Annotated in this window: 11 protein-coding genes; 4 read left to right on the forward strand and 7 right to left on the reverse strand. The window is 32.4% G+C overall.

What is annotated here, in order from left to right:
• Positions 1-29 precede the first annotated feature (29 nt).
• The 3 genes from APR43_RS19145 to APR43_RS19155 all read left to right on the forward strand — a co-directional run bounded on the left by APR43_RS19145 (position 30) and on the right by APR43_RS19155 (position 6,166).
• Positions 30-2,663 carry a valine--tRNA ligase gene (locus tag APR43_RS19145; RefSeq protein WP_053470971.1) on the forward strand — a complete coding sequence of 878 codons (2,634 nt, stop codon included), beginning with the start codon at positions 30-32 and terminating at the stop codon, positions 2,661-2,663.
• 178 nt (positions 2,664-2,841) lie between these two features.
• Positions 2,842-3,867 (forward strand): hypothetical protein, encoded by a 1,026-nt coding sequence (locus APR43_RS19150; protein WP_053470970.1) that lies wholly within the window; start codon positions 2,842-2,844, stop codon positions 3,865-3,867.
• Positions 3,827-6,166, forward strand: a complete 2,340-nt coding sequence (locus APR43_RS19155; protein ID WP_053470969.1) for a hypothetical protein — start codon at positions 3,827-3,829, stop codon at positions 6,164-6,166. Before APR43_RS19150 ends, APR43_RS19155 begins: the two co-directional genes overlap by 41 nt.
• A 65-nt stretch (positions 6,167-6,231) precedes the next feature.
• Here the strand turns inward: APR43_RS19155 and APR43_RS19160 are convergent, their stop codons facing one another.
• The 4 genes from APR43_RS19160 to APR43_RS19175 form a co-directional block, all read right to left on the reverse strand.
• Positions 6,232-7,548: an APC family permease gene (locus APR43_RS19160; protein WP_053470968.1), complete on the reverse strand. Its 1,317-nt coding sequence runs from the start codon at positions 7,546-7,548 to the stop codon at positions 6,232-6,234.
• Positions 7,549-7,715: 167 nt separating this feature from the next.
• Positions 7,716-10,010 (reverse strand): TonB-dependent siderophore receptor, encoded by a 2,295-nt coding sequence (locus APR43_RS19165; protein ID WP_053470967.1) that lies wholly within the window; start codon positions 10,008-10,010, stop codon positions 7,716-7,718.
• A gap of 239 nt (positions 10,011-10,249) precedes the next feature.
• Positions 10,250-10,975 (reverse strand): DUF4198 domain-containing protein, encoded by a 726-nt coding sequence (locus tag APR43_RS19170; RefSeq protein WP_053470966.1) that lies wholly within the window; start codon positions 10,973-10,975, stop codon positions 10,250-10,252.
• Positions 10,976-11,307: 332 nt separating this feature from the next.
• Complete coding sequence (locus APR43_RS19175; RefSeq protein ID WP_053470965.1) at positions 11,308-13,737, reverse strand: TonB-dependent receptor; 2,430 nt, start codon at positions 13,735-13,737, stop codon at positions 11,308-11,310.
• Positions 13,738-14,008: 271 nt separating this feature from the next.
• Between APR43_RS19175 and APR43_RS19180 the strand changes: the two genes are divergently transcribed.
• On the forward strand, positions 14,009-15,169 hold the full coding sequence (locus APR43_RS19180) for an MFS transporter (RefSeq protein WP_053470964.1): 1,161 nt from the start codon (positions 14,009-14,011) through the stop codon (positions 15,167-15,169).
• A 159-nt stretch (positions 15,170-15,328) separates the two neighbouring features.
• On the opposite strand, the gene APR43_RS19185 is transcribed toward APR43_RS19180, so the two are convergent.
• The 3 genes from APR43_RS19185 to APR43_RS19195 form a co-directional block, all read right to left on the reverse strand.
• A complete protein-coding gene (locus APR43_RS19185; RefSeq protein WP_053470963.1) occupies positions 15,329-15,790 on the reverse strand; it encodes a hypothetical protein in 462 nt (153 codons plus the stop codon).
• Between the two features lie 87 nt (positions 15,791-15,877).
• Positions 15,878-16,354, reverse strand: coding sequence for a DUF6265 family protein (locus APR43_RS19190; protein WP_053470962.1), 477 nt, complete (start codon positions 16,352-16,354; stop codon positions 15,878-15,880).
• A gap of 323 nt (positions 16,355-16,677) precedes the next feature.
• Positions 16,678-18,981: a type IA DNA topoisomerase gene (locus APR43_RS19195; RefSeq protein WP_053470961.1), complete on the reverse strand. Its 2,304-nt coding sequence runs from the start codon at positions 18,979-18,981 to the stop codon at positions 16,678-16,680.
• Positions 18,982-19,176 lie beyond the last annotated feature (195 nt).

Consider the following 19,176-nt stretch of genomic DNA (forward strand, 5'->3'; position numbering starts at 1 on the left):
CGAATTAACGATTAAAACAACCTATTTAAATGACAATTCCAGCACAATTTGACGCTAAGACGATTGAGAATAAATGGTATGATTACTGGATGAAAAACAACTATTTTCATTCAGAACCAGATCATAGAACGCCGTATACTATTGTAATTCCGCCTCCAAACGTCACTGGTGTCTTGCATATGGGACATATGTTGAATAATACTATTCAGGATGTTTTAATTCGTAGAGCACGTTTAAAAGGTTTCAATGCCTGCTGGGTTCCGGGAACGGATCACGCCTCAATTGCAACTGAAGCAAAAGTAGTAGCAAAACTAAAAGCAGAAGGAATTAATAAAAACGATTTAACTCGTGAAGAATTCCTAAAACATGCTTGGGAATGGACAGATAAATATGGGGGTGTAATTTTAGATCAGCTTAAAAAACTTGGAGCTTCATGCGATTGGGAACGTACTAAATTTACGATGGATCCAGATATGTCTGCATCCGTAATTCGTTCTTTTGTTGATTTATACAACAAAGGTTTGATCTATCGAGGATATAGAATGGTAAACTGGGATCCGGAAGCTAAAACGACTTTATCTGATGAGGAAGTTATTTACGAAGAACAACAAGGAAAATTATTTTTCTTAAAATATAAAATCGAAGGAACTGAGGAATTTTTGACCATTGCCACAACTCGTCCGGAAACAATTTTTGGAGATACTGCAATTTGTATCAATCCAAACGACGAGCGTTTTACACATTTAAAAGGTAAAAGCGCCATCGTTCCTATTTGCGGCCGTGTAATTCCAATTATTGAAGATGAGTATGTAGATGTAGAATTCGGAACAGGATGTTTAAAAGTAACTCCTGCACACGATATGAACGATAAAACCTTAGGAGAAAAACACAATCTTGAAATCGTTGATATTTTTAATGAAGATGCTACATTAAATAGTTTCGGATTGCATTATCAAGGAAAAGATCGTTTTGTAGTTCGTACTGAAATTGCAAAAGAACTGGAAGAAATTGGAGCTTTGGCAAAAACCGAAATCCATTTAAATAAAGTAGGAACATCTGAAAGAACAAAAGCCGTAATCGAACCAAGATTATCAGATCAATGGTTTTTGAAAATGGAAGAATTGGTAAAACCAGCCATTAAATCGGTTTTAGAAACAGGAGATATTAAATTACATCCAAAACGTTTTGAAAACACTTATGCGCATTGGTTAAACAACATTCGCGATTGGAATATTTCTCGTCAATTATGGTGGGGACAACAAATTCCGGCTTATTATTACGGAGACGGAAAAGAAGATTTCGTAGTTGCAGAAAATATTGAAGACGCTTTAAAATTAGCACAAGAAAAAACTAACAATCAACAATTAACAATTAATAACCTAACACAGGATGTTGATGCATTAGATACTTGGTTTTCTTCCTGGTTATGGCCAATGTCAGTTTTTGGCGGAATAATGAATCCTGAAAGTGCAGATTATAAATATTATTACCCAACAAATGACTTGGTTACAGGTCCGGATATTTTATTTTTCTGGGTTGCCAGAATGATTATTGCGGGTTACGAATATGCAGGTGAAAAACCTTTTACAAATGTATATTTGACTGGTTTAGTTCGTGACAAACAACGTCGTAAAATGTCTAAATCATTAGGAAATTCTCCTGATCCTTTAGATTTGATTGATAAATTTGGTGCAGATGGTGTTCGTGTAGGATTGCTTTTAAGCGCTTCTGCAGGAAACGATATTATGTTTGATGAAGAATTATGTCTTCAGGGAAAATCGTTCACAAATAAAATCTGGAATGCCTTCAAATTAATTAAAGGATGGGAAGTTTCAGAAACAATTCCACAACCGGAATCATCAAAAGTGGCAATCGAATGGTACGAAGCGAAATTGCAGCAGACTTTAGTTGACATTGAAGATAATTTTGAGAAATACAGAATTTCAGATTCTCTTATGGCAATCTATAAATTGGTTTGGGATGATTTCTGTTCTTGGTTCTTAGAAATGATCAAACCAGCGTATCAACAACCAATTGATAAAGTAACATTTGATAAAGCAATTGAAATGTTAGAAAGTAATTTAAAATTACTTCACCCATTTATGCCTTTCTTAACGGAAGAAATTTGGCAGTTAATTGCTGACAGAACTCCGGAAGAAGCTTTAATTGTTTCAGCATGGCCGGAATTAAAATCGTTTAATGCGGATTTAATTTCTGATTTTGATAATATTACAGAAGTAATTTCTGGAATTAGAACTATCAGAAAAGACAAAAATATCCCATTTAAAGATACGATCGAATTAAAAGCAATCAATAGCGAAAATCTAACAACGCATTTTGATTCAATCGTAACAAAATTAGGAAACGTTTCTGCTTTTGAATACGTTTCTGCAAAAGTTGACGGAGCATTATCTTTCCGTGTAAAATCAAATGAGTATTTCATTCCAATTACCGGAAATATTGATGTTGAAGCTGAAATCGCAAAACTGACAGAAGAATTGAATTATACAAAAGGATTCCTGAAATCTGTTGAAGCAAAACTTTCAAACGAAAAATTCGTAAACGGAGCTCCGGAAAAAGTTTTAAATATAGAGAAACAAAAACAATCCGATGCTTTAGCAAAAATTGCTACAATCGAGCAGAGTTTGGCTGGTTTGAAATAAGAAATAGATTTTTCTATTAATTAATAAAATTAAACCCGACAGGTTTCAAAAACCTGTCGGGTTTGTTGTTTTTATAGGTGTCATTTTCACGAAAAAATATTTTCATTTTTTAAATTTTATATCTTAAAAATGATATAATTTTAATACGATTTCTATTAAAATAAAATCTCACTTCTGAATGAAAAAAATCGTGTTGTTTGTGTTTATTTCTTCTCTTTTTTTGGGTTGTTCCAATAAAATAGAAAACGTTGAAAAATCTTTTTATTATTGGAAAAGTAATTCTTGGCAGTTATCCGACAATGAAAAGGCAAGAATGCACGATTTACAAGTTAACAAGCTATATGTCAAATTTTTTGAAGTAGATCATGATGAAAATTATGGAGATTTTCCTATTTCAAAAACATCTTTGCGCTATTATGGAGAACAAATACTAACTATTGTTCCTACTGTATACATAAAAAACGAAGTCTTTAAAAACACCAATGAAAAAAGAATGGATACTTTGGCAGATAATGTAAACTTTCTTATAAATAAATACACAAAAGAGAATTTTGAGAAGGCTAATACTATTACTGAATTTCAAATGGATTGCGACTGGACTTTAAAAACAAAAGAGAATTACTTTTATTTTTTGAAGAAATTAAAAGCGATTTCTAAAAAGCAAATAAGTTGTACATTACGATTGTATCCTTATAAATATCCTGAAAAAATGGGAATTCCGCCGGTCGACAAAGCAACTTTGATGTGTTATAATTTAGTAAACCCGTTGGAAAATCATTCTAAAAATTCTATTCTGGACCTTAAGGAATTAGGTCTTTATCTTAATAAAGAAAAAAAATATCCGTTGCATCTCGATATTGCATTGCCCACTTATTCCTGGATGCAGTTGTATCAGAATAATAAATTCTCAAAAGTAATTTATGACAATCAAAAGGAAATTTCAGAATCATTAAAAAAAATAAAACCATTGTGGTATGAAGTCACAAAAGACCAGCTTGCAGGCGATTTTTATTTAAGAATAGGGGATAAAATTAAATATGAAGTATTGACTCCCGAACAAATAAACCAAGCCATTGAAATTATCAAGAAAAATGTTGTTTTTGATCCTGAAACAACTGTAACATTATTTCATTTAGACGAAGAACAATTAAGTAAATACAACGATGAAGCACTTTCTGGTTTTTATACTAATTTTAGCAAGTAATGCTATTTTTGCCTGCGGATTTTATCCTTATGGCGAAGATGTTCGTTTTTCGTTTTTTAATCCGGAAAACTTCAACTATTACTGGTATTCTGGTTTTGATTATTCTTCAGACTCTTTTGGTCCAAATCAAAAGTTTGCAGATGGAATAATAAAAATGGATGCAAATGAAAAACTTTGGAGGCAATATTGCAGAAACAAAGTTTCTCTAGAATCGATAAAAGAGGTTTTGTTTGATTTTACTTTAGAAGATATTACAGATAAAAGTACAAATGAAATGCTTCGTTACCTTTATAAAATCAAAGATATTGACGCTGTCAATTATTTGAAATTTGCCAAAAAATGCGAAGTTTTTAATATTTTTAATGAGAATCTTTGGGAGCATAATCCTGCATCATTAAAGGTTGAAAACAGAACAAAATGTATTGATGAGGCAATTTTAGTTTCAAATTCAATTAAAAACAAAAACCTTAAACAACGATATACTTTTTTAGCCATACGATTAGCGTATTACAATGGAGATTTTCCAAAAATCAGAACTTTATATACTAAGGTTTTCGAAACTCAAAAACAAGATAATATATTAAAATATTGGAGTTTGTACTTCAGGACGTTTGCAGAACCAGATAAAGCTGTTGCTAGTTTTTATGCCTCGCAGGTTTTTGCAAATGCACCGGATAAGCGTTTTGTAGTTTCATCTGCATTTAATTCACAAATTCCAATTGAAGCAATTTTAAAATACGCTAAAACAAATAAGGAAAAAGCGAATGTTTATTTACTTGGTGGAATAAAAAAAGCAGACCGTTCGCTTGATTATCTAAAACAGGTTTATAAATACAATCCTGAATTGGATGGACTTTCATTTTTGCTATTAAGAGAAGTCAATAAAATTGAAGACTGGGTTTTTACACCTTATTATTCTCTTTTTAATCCATCGATAGTATCTTATGATGAAAATGAAAAGAATTCGGTCAAGGAAATTATGAAACGTGTAGAAAGGGACCGAATTTATGCTGGTGAAGTATTGGATTTTATCAAGAACCTTAATTTAAAAAAAGTACAAAATCCTATTTTTTGGAAAACTTGCAAAGCTTATTTGTCATTTGTAACAAAGGATAATCAGGGTTGTTTAAATCAAATTTCAAAATTAGAGAAAAACATATCTAAAAAAGATTCAATTTATAATCAAATTGAGATTATTAAAGCTTTGGCATTAACAGCAAATCAAAAAACCGAAAAAGCAGTTATTCTGAATGATGTTAAACCTATTTTGCTAAAAAATAAAAACCACAAGAAATTTTTATTTGCTATTGGAAGAGAATTAGAATTTAAAGGAAATCGAATTGATGCTTCATTTCTATATTCGAAATTAGAGGAACATCCAGATAATTATAATTATTATAATTATGCTTATTGGAAAAGTTCTAAGGCAAAAGTTGGTTACTACACAGATTATTATTCGGACTATTTTACGTATATCAATGTTTTTTATTCTCCGGAACAAGTTCAAACCATAATTGATGAAACTGTAAAAAGTGAAAAAGATTCAGATAAATTTTCTGCTTGGAAACATAGTTTTATTAAAAAAGAAATTCCAAGACTTTACGATTTAATAGGCACAAAATACATTCGTCAGAATAAATTAGAACAGGCTTTGTCCTATTTTGAAAAAAATGATAACAAATCATATAAAGAAATTAATTATTCTGATTGTTTGTGGGAAAAAGAAAATTGTGACAATAGATTAAAAGACCCTTTTCTTGTTTTAAAATACACGCCAGAATTTGTTGTGCAAAAAAAAATATTTAGGTTTGATAAATATGCAATAACTCAAAAATTAATTTTGTATTTAAAACAAGCTTCAAGTCCTGAAGAGAAAAATAAAGACTATTATAATTTTTTGGTTGCCAACTGCTACTATAACATGAGTATTTATGGAAGCCTTTGGCAAATGAGACGTTACGGACAAGGAGAAACAACTGATATTAGAGATTTTCCTATTGAAGATAACAATGAATATTATGAATGCAATCTGGCAAAAAAATATTATAAACAGGCGTATAAAAATGCTAAAACAGCTAAGTTTAAAGCTTTGTGTCTAACTATGATGGCCAGGTGCGAGGCAAATAAATTAGCTCATAAATATCCGGATGATTATAATAAACCAAAGAAAAATTATGAAACTTTTCTTTGGAATAAAAATAGATACTATAAGGATTTGGAATTAAATTATGAATATGATTATGACAGGTTAGCTTTTGGTTGTAATGCCTTTGAAGACTATTTTAAGGCAAGAAGATAAATGATTAAACCTAACAGTCCCGAAGCCTCGGGATAAAACCTGTTAGTTTTTTTTATGCGCAATATTTACTTTTTCTTCTTGATAACCAAAAACAAAGGATAAGAAACAATAGTTATTCCCAAAATAACAATAAAACTTTTTGGATCACTGTAAATAAACCCACCCAATAAAGCAATTGAAGCAATAATAGCAATTATTGTAGTCCACGGATACCAAAATGAACGATAAGGTCTTGGTAAATCTGGCTCAGAAGTTCTTAATTTTAAAAGTGAAAGATAAGCCAGTCCCCAAACGATAATGGAAATAAAAGCGGCGAATCCAAACAAAACTTCAAAAGAGCCAACAAAAATAATTAGCAATAAGCTGAAAATAGATGAAACCAAAAGTGCCACAATTGGCGTTCCGCCTTTATTTACAGTAGTTCCCTTTTCGATAAAAAATCCGTCTCGGCTTAATCCGTAAAGAATTCTTGGCGGAATCATCATAAAAGCATTCAAAATACTGATTAAAGAAAATATCGAAATTACCGTAACGATAATAGCGCCGTTTTCTCCAAATAGAATTTTAGCAACATCGGCGGCAGCCAGATTGGATTTGGCTAAAGTTTCAATTGGTAAAACATGAAAAAAGGCCGCATTTACCAAAACATAAATGGCAACAACGAGAATAACGCCGCTATATAATGATTTCGGAATATTTTTACCAGGATCGTCATTTTCTTCCGCAAAAAAGCAAGCCGCGTTCCATCCATTATAAGTTCCTATGATAAGTTGTAATGATTTAAAGAATCCGAATAAAAGTCCGATTTGAAAAAACGAATTATCTGTTTTAATTGGAGCAATTTCAACGCCCGAATACATAAAACACGCTACAACCAAAGCCACAAAACAAATTACTTTCAGGAGACTTGTAATCTGCTGAATTACGCTTCCGTTTTTTACACCGCTCAAATGAATCAATACAAAAGCAGCTAATAAGGAAATTGCCATTACTGTTGAATAATTAGCAAGAGCAGGAAACAAAATAATCATATATTCGCTGATTACAATACAGTAAAATGCAGGCGGAATAGCATTTGTAATATAATCAAACCAGCCTGATAAAAATCCGGCATATTCACCAAAAGCTCTTTTGATATAATTATAAGACCCTCCGGCTTTTGGTAACATTGTAGCAAGTTCTGCATACGAATTCGCTCCAAATAAAATATACAAACCGCCAAAAAGCCAAGATGCAAGAATAAGCCAGTAATTATTTAATAAATCTGCAATCGAGCCTGGCGTGCGTAAAATTCCAACTCCAATTGTTCCTCCAATTAAAACGGCAATATTAAAACTTAGACCTAAACTTTTCTTTAATTGGTTTTTTGTAGAATCAGACATATTTGGATTTTATGTTTTATACAAACAAAAGTACTTATAAAAAGAGATACATTTTTTAACAAAACAAAAAACCTCACCTTTTGCAAGATGAGGTTTAAAGTTTCCAAAAAACATTCTAATTTTTAATAATCAGAAAATGCAGAATGGAAAAAATCTAATTCAAAATTTTAGAATTTATAACGCAGACTTGTCATAATTTGACGAGGTGCAATTGGGTTTACACTATAATTTTCGTGAACGGTATAATTCAATTCGTTTGTAATGTTTGATAATCTGCATAAGATGGAGAATTTTTTCCATTCATACCCAAGAGAAGCATCTACAGTAACATAACCTTCCAAAGGAATATCACGATCTCTAATTGTTACCGTATATGTTTTTGGATTGGTTGAAGGTGTATTTTCTGTCCATAAATAATCATCATTCCAACCTCCTGTACGATCTCCAACATAATTTCCAATCGCTCCAAAAGTTACTCCTTTTAATAAACCGCTAGGCAATTTGTAGAAAAAACTCAAATTGGCAGTGTTTTTTGGAGTTCTTGCTAAAATATCTCCAACAACAAGGCTTCCGCTTGTACCAGATGATTTAGATACTTTTGTTTCATTAAAACTGTAACCAGCCATAATGTTCAAACCTTCTACGGGGGTCGCAGTAATATCTATTTCGACTCCTTTTCCTTTTGTAGCTCCAACTAATTCTTTTAGATTAGTATTAACGTTTTGTGTAACACCGTCTGATAAATATTGAGCTGTTTGGGCTAAATTATTATTGGTAATTTGATATAGTGTTACGTTAGTAGTCAAAAGACCTCTAAAAAAATCTTTTTTCACACCAACTTCATATTGATCTATTATAGATGGATCTAATGGTTTTGCATCTACTGTAGTTCCTGTATTTGGAGTAAAAGAGTTTGAGTAACTCGCAAACAACGATAAATCTTTAGTTGGCTGTACGACCAATCCTGCTTTAGGCGAAAAAGCTTTGCTTATAGTTTTTGCACCAGTTACAGGTATTGCATCTTCGTAAGCAGTTGTAATGAAATTTACATTATTCTTTTTCTCAATCACTTCTTTTGTAGTGGTAACTTCACTTTGCTGCCACGACCAACGTAATCCTGCCAGAACTTTAATGTATTTATTAATCGAAACTAAATCTTGAAAATAAGCTCCAAAACGCTGTGTTTCTGTACTGGCTAATTGTGTAGTTCTTGTTGGATAAGGAATAACAGTACTTTGAGTGTTATAATCGTAAGTATATAAATTTATAGCCGTAGCTTCTGTTGTTAAAAGGTCTGCAGGTTTTCCAGGAGCATAAAATCCAAAAGTATAACTAGGTGCAAGAGAATTTTCATAATCCACTCCCGTAAATATTTGATGTTTAATGCTTCCGGTATTAAAATTTCCCTGTAAACTTAATTGGTCTCCAAATATTTGTTCGGCAGCATCCGCTTTTGTTAAACCACGTTTCCAGTTTCCATTTGCATCAATTGTACTTAATTGGGCTGTAGAAGTTTGTTTTCTTCTGTAAGATTGGTAAGAAGAATTAAAATTTAATTTCCAATTTTTATTAAAATCATGATTAAATAATAAAGAAGCGCTGGAAGATTTAGTATTTGCAGTAGACCAAAGTGCTCCGAAGAATTCGTTACGAGGTAAGTCTAAAATTGTTTTTCCGTAAATTCCAGTTCCAAAATCCGGAGTCCAGTCAGCACTTAGATAATCTCCTTGTAATGTAATTTGGGTTTTATCTGAAATATGAAATAGGAAAGAAGGGTTTATATAAATACGTTCGTTCTTTACAAAATCCCTAAAGCTTTCTGAATTTTCATAAGATCCTGTAAATCTGTAAGCAATAGATTTATTTAAAGGTCCGTAAAAGTCAACAGATGGTTTATAATAAGAGTAACTCCCCATTTGCATAGAAACTTCTCCACCGCTTGTAAATTTTGGCGTTTTGGTAACTAAATTCATGATTCCGCCAGGAGCAACATTTCCATACAATAAAGCTGAACCTCCTTTTAAAAATTCAACTTTTTCTAAAGAAGAAACTTCAGGTATAGAACCGGCATTATATCTAAAACCATTTTTGAACATATTGTTAGCACTCATATCATATCCTCTTGAAAAGAATGATTCCTGCGCACCACCACGAGCAGATCCTACATAAACACCATTAAGGTTTTTTACTACTTCACTTAATCTAATTGCTTGTTGTTGTTCGATTACTTCACTGCCAATAACCTGAACGCTTTGTGGCAAGTCCATTACTTTAATACCTGAACGTGCTGCTTCAACTGGCTTTTTAGGTTTATTTGCCGTGATTAAAACTTCATTAAGGATTTCTCCTTTTTTGTTTTTTACAGTATCGGCTGCTGTACTGTTTTCTGTACTTGTATAGTTTTGGCTATAAGAAGAAGCAAAGCATAGTAAGGCTAAGAATGTAATTAAATTATGTTTCATGGTATTTATTTAGATTCAATAAAAATTATCGAGTACAAATATAGAACTGACAACACCTTAACAAAAAATTATGAGATGATTATCTTGCTTAAAGTTGTATTAGTTTTATCTTAAGATTGTCTTAAGATTTTGCTTTTGTAACTTTAATTGTTTATGATTCGATATTATATAAAACAAAAAAACCTTGCCCAAAAGAGCAAGGTTTAATCGAAAATTAAAATCTAAAAAAGTTTTGAAAATTATTTAACTGTAATTAGGTAAGTAGCCATTTTCCAGATTTCATCGTATTTTTTACCGTTATGGTCTCCGGAAGATTTATCAGTATGAGCATATTCTACCATATAATTTCCTGACCAGATTGGTGTAAAAGAAAATTCACCTTTTTCATTTGTCCATAATTCTTTTTCCCATCCATTTGGAGCAATTACTTTAATTTTAGTTTCTTTAGCTATAGCTCCTTCATAAGATGCAACTCCGGTAATTTTAGTATCTTTTTTGGCAGCATCTGCATTTTCTGAGAAAACAGCAATTTTATTTGTGTTAGATGCAATGCTGTTTCCTGCGGTCTTGTTTCCAACAACTACAGTTGCGCTTGAGTTGTAATCTAATTTCATTGTACCGTAAACATCTTTTACTGTATGCTGCATTACGATGGTATAAACTCCGTCTTCATCTGGAGTAAAAAATGCCTGATATTTATTATCTAAGGCTTTTGAAGTAAGTTTTGTTTCTTTTTTTGACGGAGAAACCAATATCAAAGTAAAATCTTTTAAATCAGAGAACCATTTGTCTGCTTTTGTAATGTCATTTTCAGAGAATTCTCCAAAATAAATTGAAATTTCCTGTGCTTTTCCTTTTGTTCCGGTTGCTTTAGTTTCGATCCAAAGCGCGTGAGCAAAAAGTTGAGGTGCTGCAAAAAGCATTAAAAATGCAAATGTTATTAATTTAAAAGTTTTTGATTTCATGATAATATGATTTAAAATTAATATTGAAAAAATCCCGATAAACACTCAGAATTTTTGATTTATAGGTTATTATTTTGTGACACAAATGTACTATTTAATATTCGTTGCACAATGCTTATTTAGATTAATTATTAATAATATTTTAAAATGATCTTACAAAGTTTTTAGAATAATGAAAAAGGGACTAATTTTTATTAGTCCCTTTTTTGATATTTAATTAGAATGAAATTGAGCTGTCACCCTGAGCGAAGTCGAAGGGCTTTACAGTACGCGGGGCTTCGACTTTGCTCAGCCTGACAAACTTTTCACTTTTCTCAGTCTAACTAACTATTTTAGAATTTATAAGCAAAACTCGCTACAACATTTCTTGGTTTTTGCGGGTTCAATGTTGACCAGCCTCCGTTGAAATAATCTTTGTTTGCAATATTATTCACATTGAAGCTTACGCGGAATTTATTTGAATTGTAAAAAACAGATCCGTTTATAATTGTATATGCTGGTAGAATAAATTTTCCGGTTACAGAACTATCTAAAATAGCATTATCGCTGGCATAATTTCCTCCAAAACCTAGACCAAAATTTTCTAATAAACCTTCATTAAATTTATAACTTGCCCAAAGATTTACTAAATTTTTTGGTCCTGCCCAGAAAGGTCTTTGCCCTTGATCTAACCAAACATTTCCTTGATCTCCTTTTGTAATTTTACTGTCATTGTAACTGTATCCGGCAATAATGCTTAAACCTTTTACAGGAGCAGCGTTCAAATCAAATTCAAAACCTTTACTTCTGGCTTCACCGCCTTGTGCGCTGTACATTGGGTTACTTGTAACTAAATTGGCAACATTAATAAGATAAAAACTTGCAGTTGCAGTTAATTTATCTGAAAATAAATCTGTTTTAATTCCGGTTTCTAATTGATTAGCGTGTTCAGGCTCAAAAGTTTGAGATCTGATAAAATTGCCGTCATTATCATATATCGCCGACGGTGCAATATTTCTGAAACCGTTCATATAGTTGGCAAATACAGATAACTGATCTTTTATTGGCTGGTAAACAATTCCAAATTTTGGAGATAAAGCCGTTTGATTATAATTGTCATCGGCTGTTTTAACATTTCCTTCAGTATCAAAATAATCAACTCTTAAACTTGCCATTGCCAATAAAGTAGGAGTGATGTTTAATACATCAGATACGTAAGTACTATAAGTTGCATCTTTAGAGTGATAATCAGGTCCAGCTTCTGCAGCTAAAGCTTTATCTACAGATTCTACAGTTAGGTAATTTGGATTAAGATCATTAAATTGTCTCACTTCGCCTTGTGCTGTAAGATTATAAAGTTTTGCATAACCGGTACCTGCAAAAATTACATCTCTTTTAAAATAATCAAAACCAATTACAATACGGTTTCTCATAGGACCAATTTTAAAATCGCCTATAAAATTTTGCTGAATATCTGTGGTTGAAGTTTGTGATTTTTCTTTAGTAATCCATAAGCCAAAATCCCTGTTTCCATCTTCATTATCATAAATATAGGAGTAATAGCCGTTTGATTTAGAATTTCCTCTTGAAAATACAGTTTGTGAATTCCATTTAGATGAAATCTTATAATTCATATGCGCCTGTAAATTGAATCGAGGATTTTTTATCGATAAATCATCACTGTAAAATGACAAATTAGTATTGTAATTTAAGTCGGCTAGATTAGCAAATTGCAGAGGGGCATCCCTTCCTAAAAACAGCATTGACGGCGTTGTTTTTTCTTCCTGCATAAATTCTGTATTCAGTAAAAAAGAGAGTCTTTCATTTATTTTATAAGAGATAGTTGGAGCTATAAAATAAGAAGTTCGAAAACCAGCATCCTGAAAGCTGTTTTCTGTTTGAAAAGAAGAATTAACTCTAAATAAAATGTTTTTATTATCATCCAGAGGTGTATTGATATCTGCTGTAGCTCTGTTCAAACCAAAGCTTCCAACAAGATAGGAAACTTCACCTCCAAAACCTTCGTACGGTTTTTTAGTAACCGTATTAATCAGTCCGCCGTAACTTACCAAACTGCTGCCAAATAAAGTTCCAGACGGCCCTTTTATAACTTCAATGCGTTCAATATTGGCAGGATCTAATGTTCCGCTTGTCAAACCCGGCAATCCGTTAACGATATTAGCCTGAACTTCAAAACCACGAAGCGAATAATAAGAGCCTCCATCGCCGCCGCGCCCTGTAGATTCCCATAATTTCTGAATTCCGGGAACATTTTTCAACGCATCTTCATAATTCGTAATCGCTTGTTCTTTCATCAATTCAGATGAAACGATGTTGTAAACCTGCGGATTTTCAATGTTTTTAAGTGGAAGCTTCGATACATAGGTACTTTGCTTAGGAAAAGCTTTTCCTCGGTTACCGGTAATGATAACTTCCTTTAATTGTTTGTTAGAAACAGTCAATTTTAAATTAAGAGAAGTTGTTTCATTAGCAGTTACACTTATTTGTTTTTCTAGTGTTTCATATCCAGTCAGCGAAACTTGCAGTGTGTAAGTATTTGGTTTTATGCGGTTAAATTCAAAAGCACCATCTTCATTAGTAATTGTGCCGTATTTTGAATTTTTAAGGATGATATTAACTCCAACGGCAAGTTCTCCGTCAGATGTAGTTATTACTCCTTTAATTTTACCTAAGTTTTGCTGCGCAAATACATTACAGCTGAAGAATAGCAACAAACAGATTTTGGTAAGGATCTGTTTAAAGCTGACATTTGAATAATTCATTGGATTCTTTTTTTTGGATATGTTTTGTTATTTAGAATAAATAAAAACAACACAAATTTAGAAATTTTAATCTCTTTACCAACAAATACGGGACTTTTAAAGAAAATATTTTTAAAATTTAATGTTAGAAATCTATTTTTTAAAAAAATATAAACATTGAATAAGAGAAAATGGAAGGAATAAAAGTGAAATTTACAGGCTTTTATTAAATGTAAAATGAACAATAATTCTCTTTAAAAGCTTTATTTTTGCAATCTGAAAAACAGACTTCATGATTTTACCTTTCTTCAAAAAAATACAAAATACACCTCGTGGATTCCGTATAGCAAATACTGTGTTTTTTTTCCTTTCCGGATTTGGCTATTCTTCCTGGGTATCCAGAATTCCGCACATACAAGCGCAATTGCATTTAAGCGAAGCCGAGTTTGGAGCTGTTTTATTTGCATTTCCAATAGGTTTAATGCTTACAATGCCATTTACAGGGAAGTTATTAAATAAGTACAGCAGTCGTTATATTATGCTTTTAGGAGCAATTATGTTTAATATTGTGCTGTCATTACCGGGTTTAGCCGCTTTTGTATGGCAGCTGGTTATTATACTTTTAATTTTTGGTGCTTCCCGAAATATTTTCAATTTATCGATTAATGCACAATCTCTTGAAGTGCAAAAATTATATCCAAAATCAATTATAACCCGTTTTCATGCAGTTTGGAGTATTGCTGTTTTTTCGGGGGCTGGTTTGGGTTATGTGATGGTTACACAGCATGTTGCACCATCACATCATTTATTGGGCGTAAGTGTTTTTATGCTGGCTCTTACAGCTTGTTTTTATCCATTGAGTATTCATAATGAGCCTGTACCGGTTAAAAAGAAGTTTTTTTCGATGCCGGAAAAAAACCTTGTAAAGTTTGCGCTTATTTGTTTTGTTTCAATGGCTTGCGAAAATACGATGTACGACTGGAGCGGAATTTATTTTGAAAATATATTAAAGGCTTCGCCAAAGTTAACCAGCGCAGCATTTGTATTTTTTGCGACTGCGGTAACTTTAGGGCGTATATTTGGTGATTATGGTGTAATGAAATTTGGAACTAAAAAAATCCTGCTTTACAGCGGTATTTTAATAACTGTTGGTTTCGCTCTTTGTTTTATTCTGCCATATGCTTACCCAACTATTTTTGGTTATGTTTTAATAGGATTTGGGGTTTCCTGCGTGGTTCCGCTAGTGTTTAGCATTGCCGGAAGATCTTCAAAACTCAGCAGCGGTTCTGCCTTAACTTCAATATCTACTATTGGTTATCTTGGATTTTTATTAGTTCCGCCAATGGTTGGTTTTATCTCTGAATATCTAAGTATGAAATGGGCGTTTTTGATTATGGCGCTTTTAGGTATTTTGATGATTTTTATGGTGAATAAGATTGGGGAGAATGAGTAGGTTTTTTTGCTGGTTGATTTGTAAACTGGACTAAAGTCCAGCTCTACAAAATTTATCGAACCTCCGGTTCTTTTTTTGAATTAAAATTTCAAGGAAAAATGCATCTAAAATTAGTAAAAACTTCAACTTTATAAATCTGGTTAATTAAAATTAGACATTTTAATTTTCTATCTCGCTAAGATAATTTTTCCACTTTTGTTTCTCAATGATATATGAATATTGAAAACTTCCTTCGAAGATTCGTACCTTATTTTTAAATTCAAGGGTATCAACATAGAAAAGAGCAAGTGTGTCTTTTTTGTTAAAAAAAAGAATAGAATAAGTACTTACTGGACAGCAGCAATAACCAGTTTTTTCAGCATTTTCGAAAATATTTTTGAAATTTTGAATTTGCTGATTGGTTTTTGTTTTACATTCTTTTAATGGAACAAGAGATTCAAGATTTCCAGATCGATTGTGTGTTATGGTCGAGTCGTAAACTTTGATAATTATTTCGGAACTATTTGATAATGTAGTATTAAATGAAAAATTGTCGAAAATATTTTCAATTGTATTTTGAGTTTTATTACTACAACTGAGAATGAAAAACAAAACTAAAAATAAAATAAAATATTTTTTCATTTAGAACTTTATAGTTTCAGAATTATTGAATGTAGTATTTAATTCTCGCACAAATTCTGGATATAATTTATTTTCTGCTTTATTAAATTATTTCTTCGTCATTACAAACTTCTCTGAACTCATTTTCCCATTCAATTTCCCGGAAATCTCAGCAGTTAAAGTATTATTTGCACCTTTTGTATACGTGATTTTTTGAGGATAATCGTGTTTTGCGTTTTCAAAAACCAATTGTTTATCAGATTCTGCAGTTGATGGAAAAGCTACGGCTTTATCTTCGTTTTGTCCTTTTACGGTTGCGAAATAGGTTAGGGTTTCGCCTTTTTGAGCCAAAACAATAGTTTCAAAATGTAAAGTATCTTTTCCTTTTATAAAATAAGAATAAGCGTTGAAAGTACTGTCATTTAGTTTTTCCCAGTTTTCCGTTAAAACACCGTCTGGAGAAGTATTTTCCCAGTTTCCGATAAGCCAGTCGGCAATTTTGATTTTATCTTTTTCTACTGATTCTTTTTTCTGGCAGGAAACAACAGCTAATACAAGCGCTAAAAGAGTAATTTTTTGAAACATATTTATGATTTTTGATTGTACTAAAGTATGAAAAAAAAGTTTGCCACTAATTACACAAATTTTCACGAATTTCTTTTTTTAAGAAACTGGAAATTTTTGCCACAGATTTAAAGGATTAAAATGATTTTGTCTCACGCAGATTCTGCAGATTTAGGCAGATTTTTAATTTTGATTCAGAATTGTATAAATCTGCGAGTATCAGCTTAAATCTTTTCAAATCTGCGTGAAAAATAAATTCGTGAAAATTCGTGTAATTAGTGGCAAAAAAAACACACAGTAGAAAAAAAATCTTTTTAATCCCTTTAATCTGTGGCAAAAAAAAACTAAACGCTTTCTTCTAAAATCGAATACACCAGTTCTTTCGTTGGTTTTTGATCTTTTAGTTTGGCGCGGACTTCATCAAAAGTGACTTTAAAATCACAACCCGATTTATATTCAGCGCAGCCGTAAGCCGTTTTTCCTTTTAAGATCGTTCCTTTTTTACATTTCGGACACATTAAAGAATCTGATGTTTCTTGTTTTGTCTTTTTCGCTTCGGTTTTCTTTGGTTCTAATTTAAGTTTGTAATTTTCTTCAAAACGAATTAAACCTTCAACAGTTCCAGACTCGGTTTTAAAGCCTTTTATGTTTACGGTTGAACCTTTTTGAACCAATCGCAAGTACTGACTTTCGGTAATTTTTTTATCTAAAAAAACATAAGGAAGCACAAAATCACACCCCGCTTTATATTCGCTGCATCCAAAAGCCGATTTCCCTTTTATTAGATTTCCTTTTTGGCATTTCGGACAAGTTTCTGCCGAAATTCCGTCCGCTTTCTTTTTTTCTGGTTTTACAGCTGGTTTTTGAATCGTTGCAGCATGCGAAATATTAGCGTGTCTTGTTTCGCTTCGAACTTCGTTAACCAAAGCCTCAACCATACGTTTCATGTTTCGAATAAAAGCAGCAGCTGTAAAAGTACCTTTCTCAATATCTTTCAATTGTTTTTCCCAAGAACCTGTAAGCTCCGCCGATTTTATCAATTCATTCTGAATCGTATCAATCAACTGAATTCCGGTTGTTGTTGGCAAAACTTGTTTTTTATTTCGGACAATATACTGACGTTTGAAAAGCGTTTCGATAATATTTGCACGCGTTGACGGACGGCCAATTCCATTTTCTTTCATCAATTCGCGTAAATCTTCGTCGTCGACTTGTTTTCCTGCGGTTTCCATGGCGCGCAGTAAAGTTGCCTCGGTAAAATGATTGGGCGGTTTGGTTTCTTTTTGAAGGAAAGAAGGTTCATGCGGACCTTTTTCACCCACAACAAAGCTCGGTAATAAATCGGGTTCTTTTTCTTTTGCATTTGGATCTTCAAAAACAACACGGAAACCCTTTTTCAGGATTTCTTTTCCTGTGGCTTTAAAAGTAACATCGGCAGCTTTTCCTATGACTGTGGTGTTGGCAACGAGACAATCATCATAAAAAACCGCAATAAAACGTTTTACAATTATATCATAAACCTGCTGCTGATTGTACGGCAGATTAATTTCGATTCCCGTTGGAATAATTGCGTGGTGATCGGTTACTTTTTTATCGTTAAAAACCTTTGGAGATTTTTTAATTTTCTTTCCTAAAAGCGGTTCTGTTAAATGACTATAATTCGTCAGTTTTTGTAGAATTCCCGGTACTTTCGGATAAATATCTCCCGGCAGAAAAGTCGTATCTACTCTGGGATATGTAATCGCTTTTTGCTCGTATAAAGTCTGTGCGATTTTAAGCGTTTCTTCTGCAGAAAATCCAAATTTTTGATTGCAATAAACCTGTAAACCTGTTAAGTCAAAAAGTTTTGGTGCGTATTCGTTTCCGTTTTTTTTATCAACAGAAACAATTTCGAAGTCACTTTCTTTAACTTTTTCAGCCAGAATTTCTCCGTCTTCTTTTTTCAGAAAACGTCCTTCTTCATAACTAAAAAGTGTTTCTCTATACAAAGTCTGCAATTCCCAATAGGGTTGAGGTTTAAAGTTTTCGATTTCTTTAAATCGGTCTACAACCATTGCTAATGTTGGCGTCTGTACACGTCCAATAGATAAAACTTGTTTGTAACCGCCATGTTTTACAGTATACAAACGTGTAGCATTCATTCCGAGAAGCCAGTCGCCAATCGCTCTTGAAAATCCGGCGTAGAATAAATTATCGTAGTTTTCAGATGGTTTTAAGTTGTCAAAACCTTCTTTTATGGCTTCGGTTGTTAGGGATGAAATCCACAAGCGTTTTATTTCGCCTTTGTAATGTGCTTCGTTCATTACCCAGCGCTGGATTAATTCTCCTTCCTGTCCGGCATCCCCGCAGTTTATGACTAATTCGGCTTTATCGAAAAGACTTTTGATGATTTTAAACTGTTTTTGAATTCCCGAATTCTGAACAACTTTGGTTTCGAACTTTTCAGGAAGCATTGGTAAGTTATTTAAATCCCAGCTTTTCCAGTGCGGTTTGTAATCGTTAGGTTCTTTTAAAGTACATAAATGCCCAAAAGTGTAGGTTACGGCATAACCGTTGCCTTCATAATATCCATCGTGTTTGGTATTGGCGCCCAAAACAGATGCGATTTCACGTGCTACACTTGGTTTCTCAGCAATACATACCTTCATTTTTCTCTTTCTTATTCGAAAGCGAAATTAGGAATTTAAAAAGTGGTATTGAAATTTAAAGAGGCAAAGTTACAAAGTTGTAAACTCGCAAAGGTTTTTTGTTTCACGCAGATTTAAAAGAGATTTGAGCAACATCTGCACACTATAACTTAAAAAATCGAATAGAATTTTTAATCTTATAATTCATCAATAAAG

Source organism: Flavobacterium sp. NLM (genome assembly GCF_002210235.1).
GTDB lineage: Bacteria > Bacteroidota > Bacteroidia > Flavobacteriales > Flavobacteriaceae > Flavobacterium > Flavobacterium panici.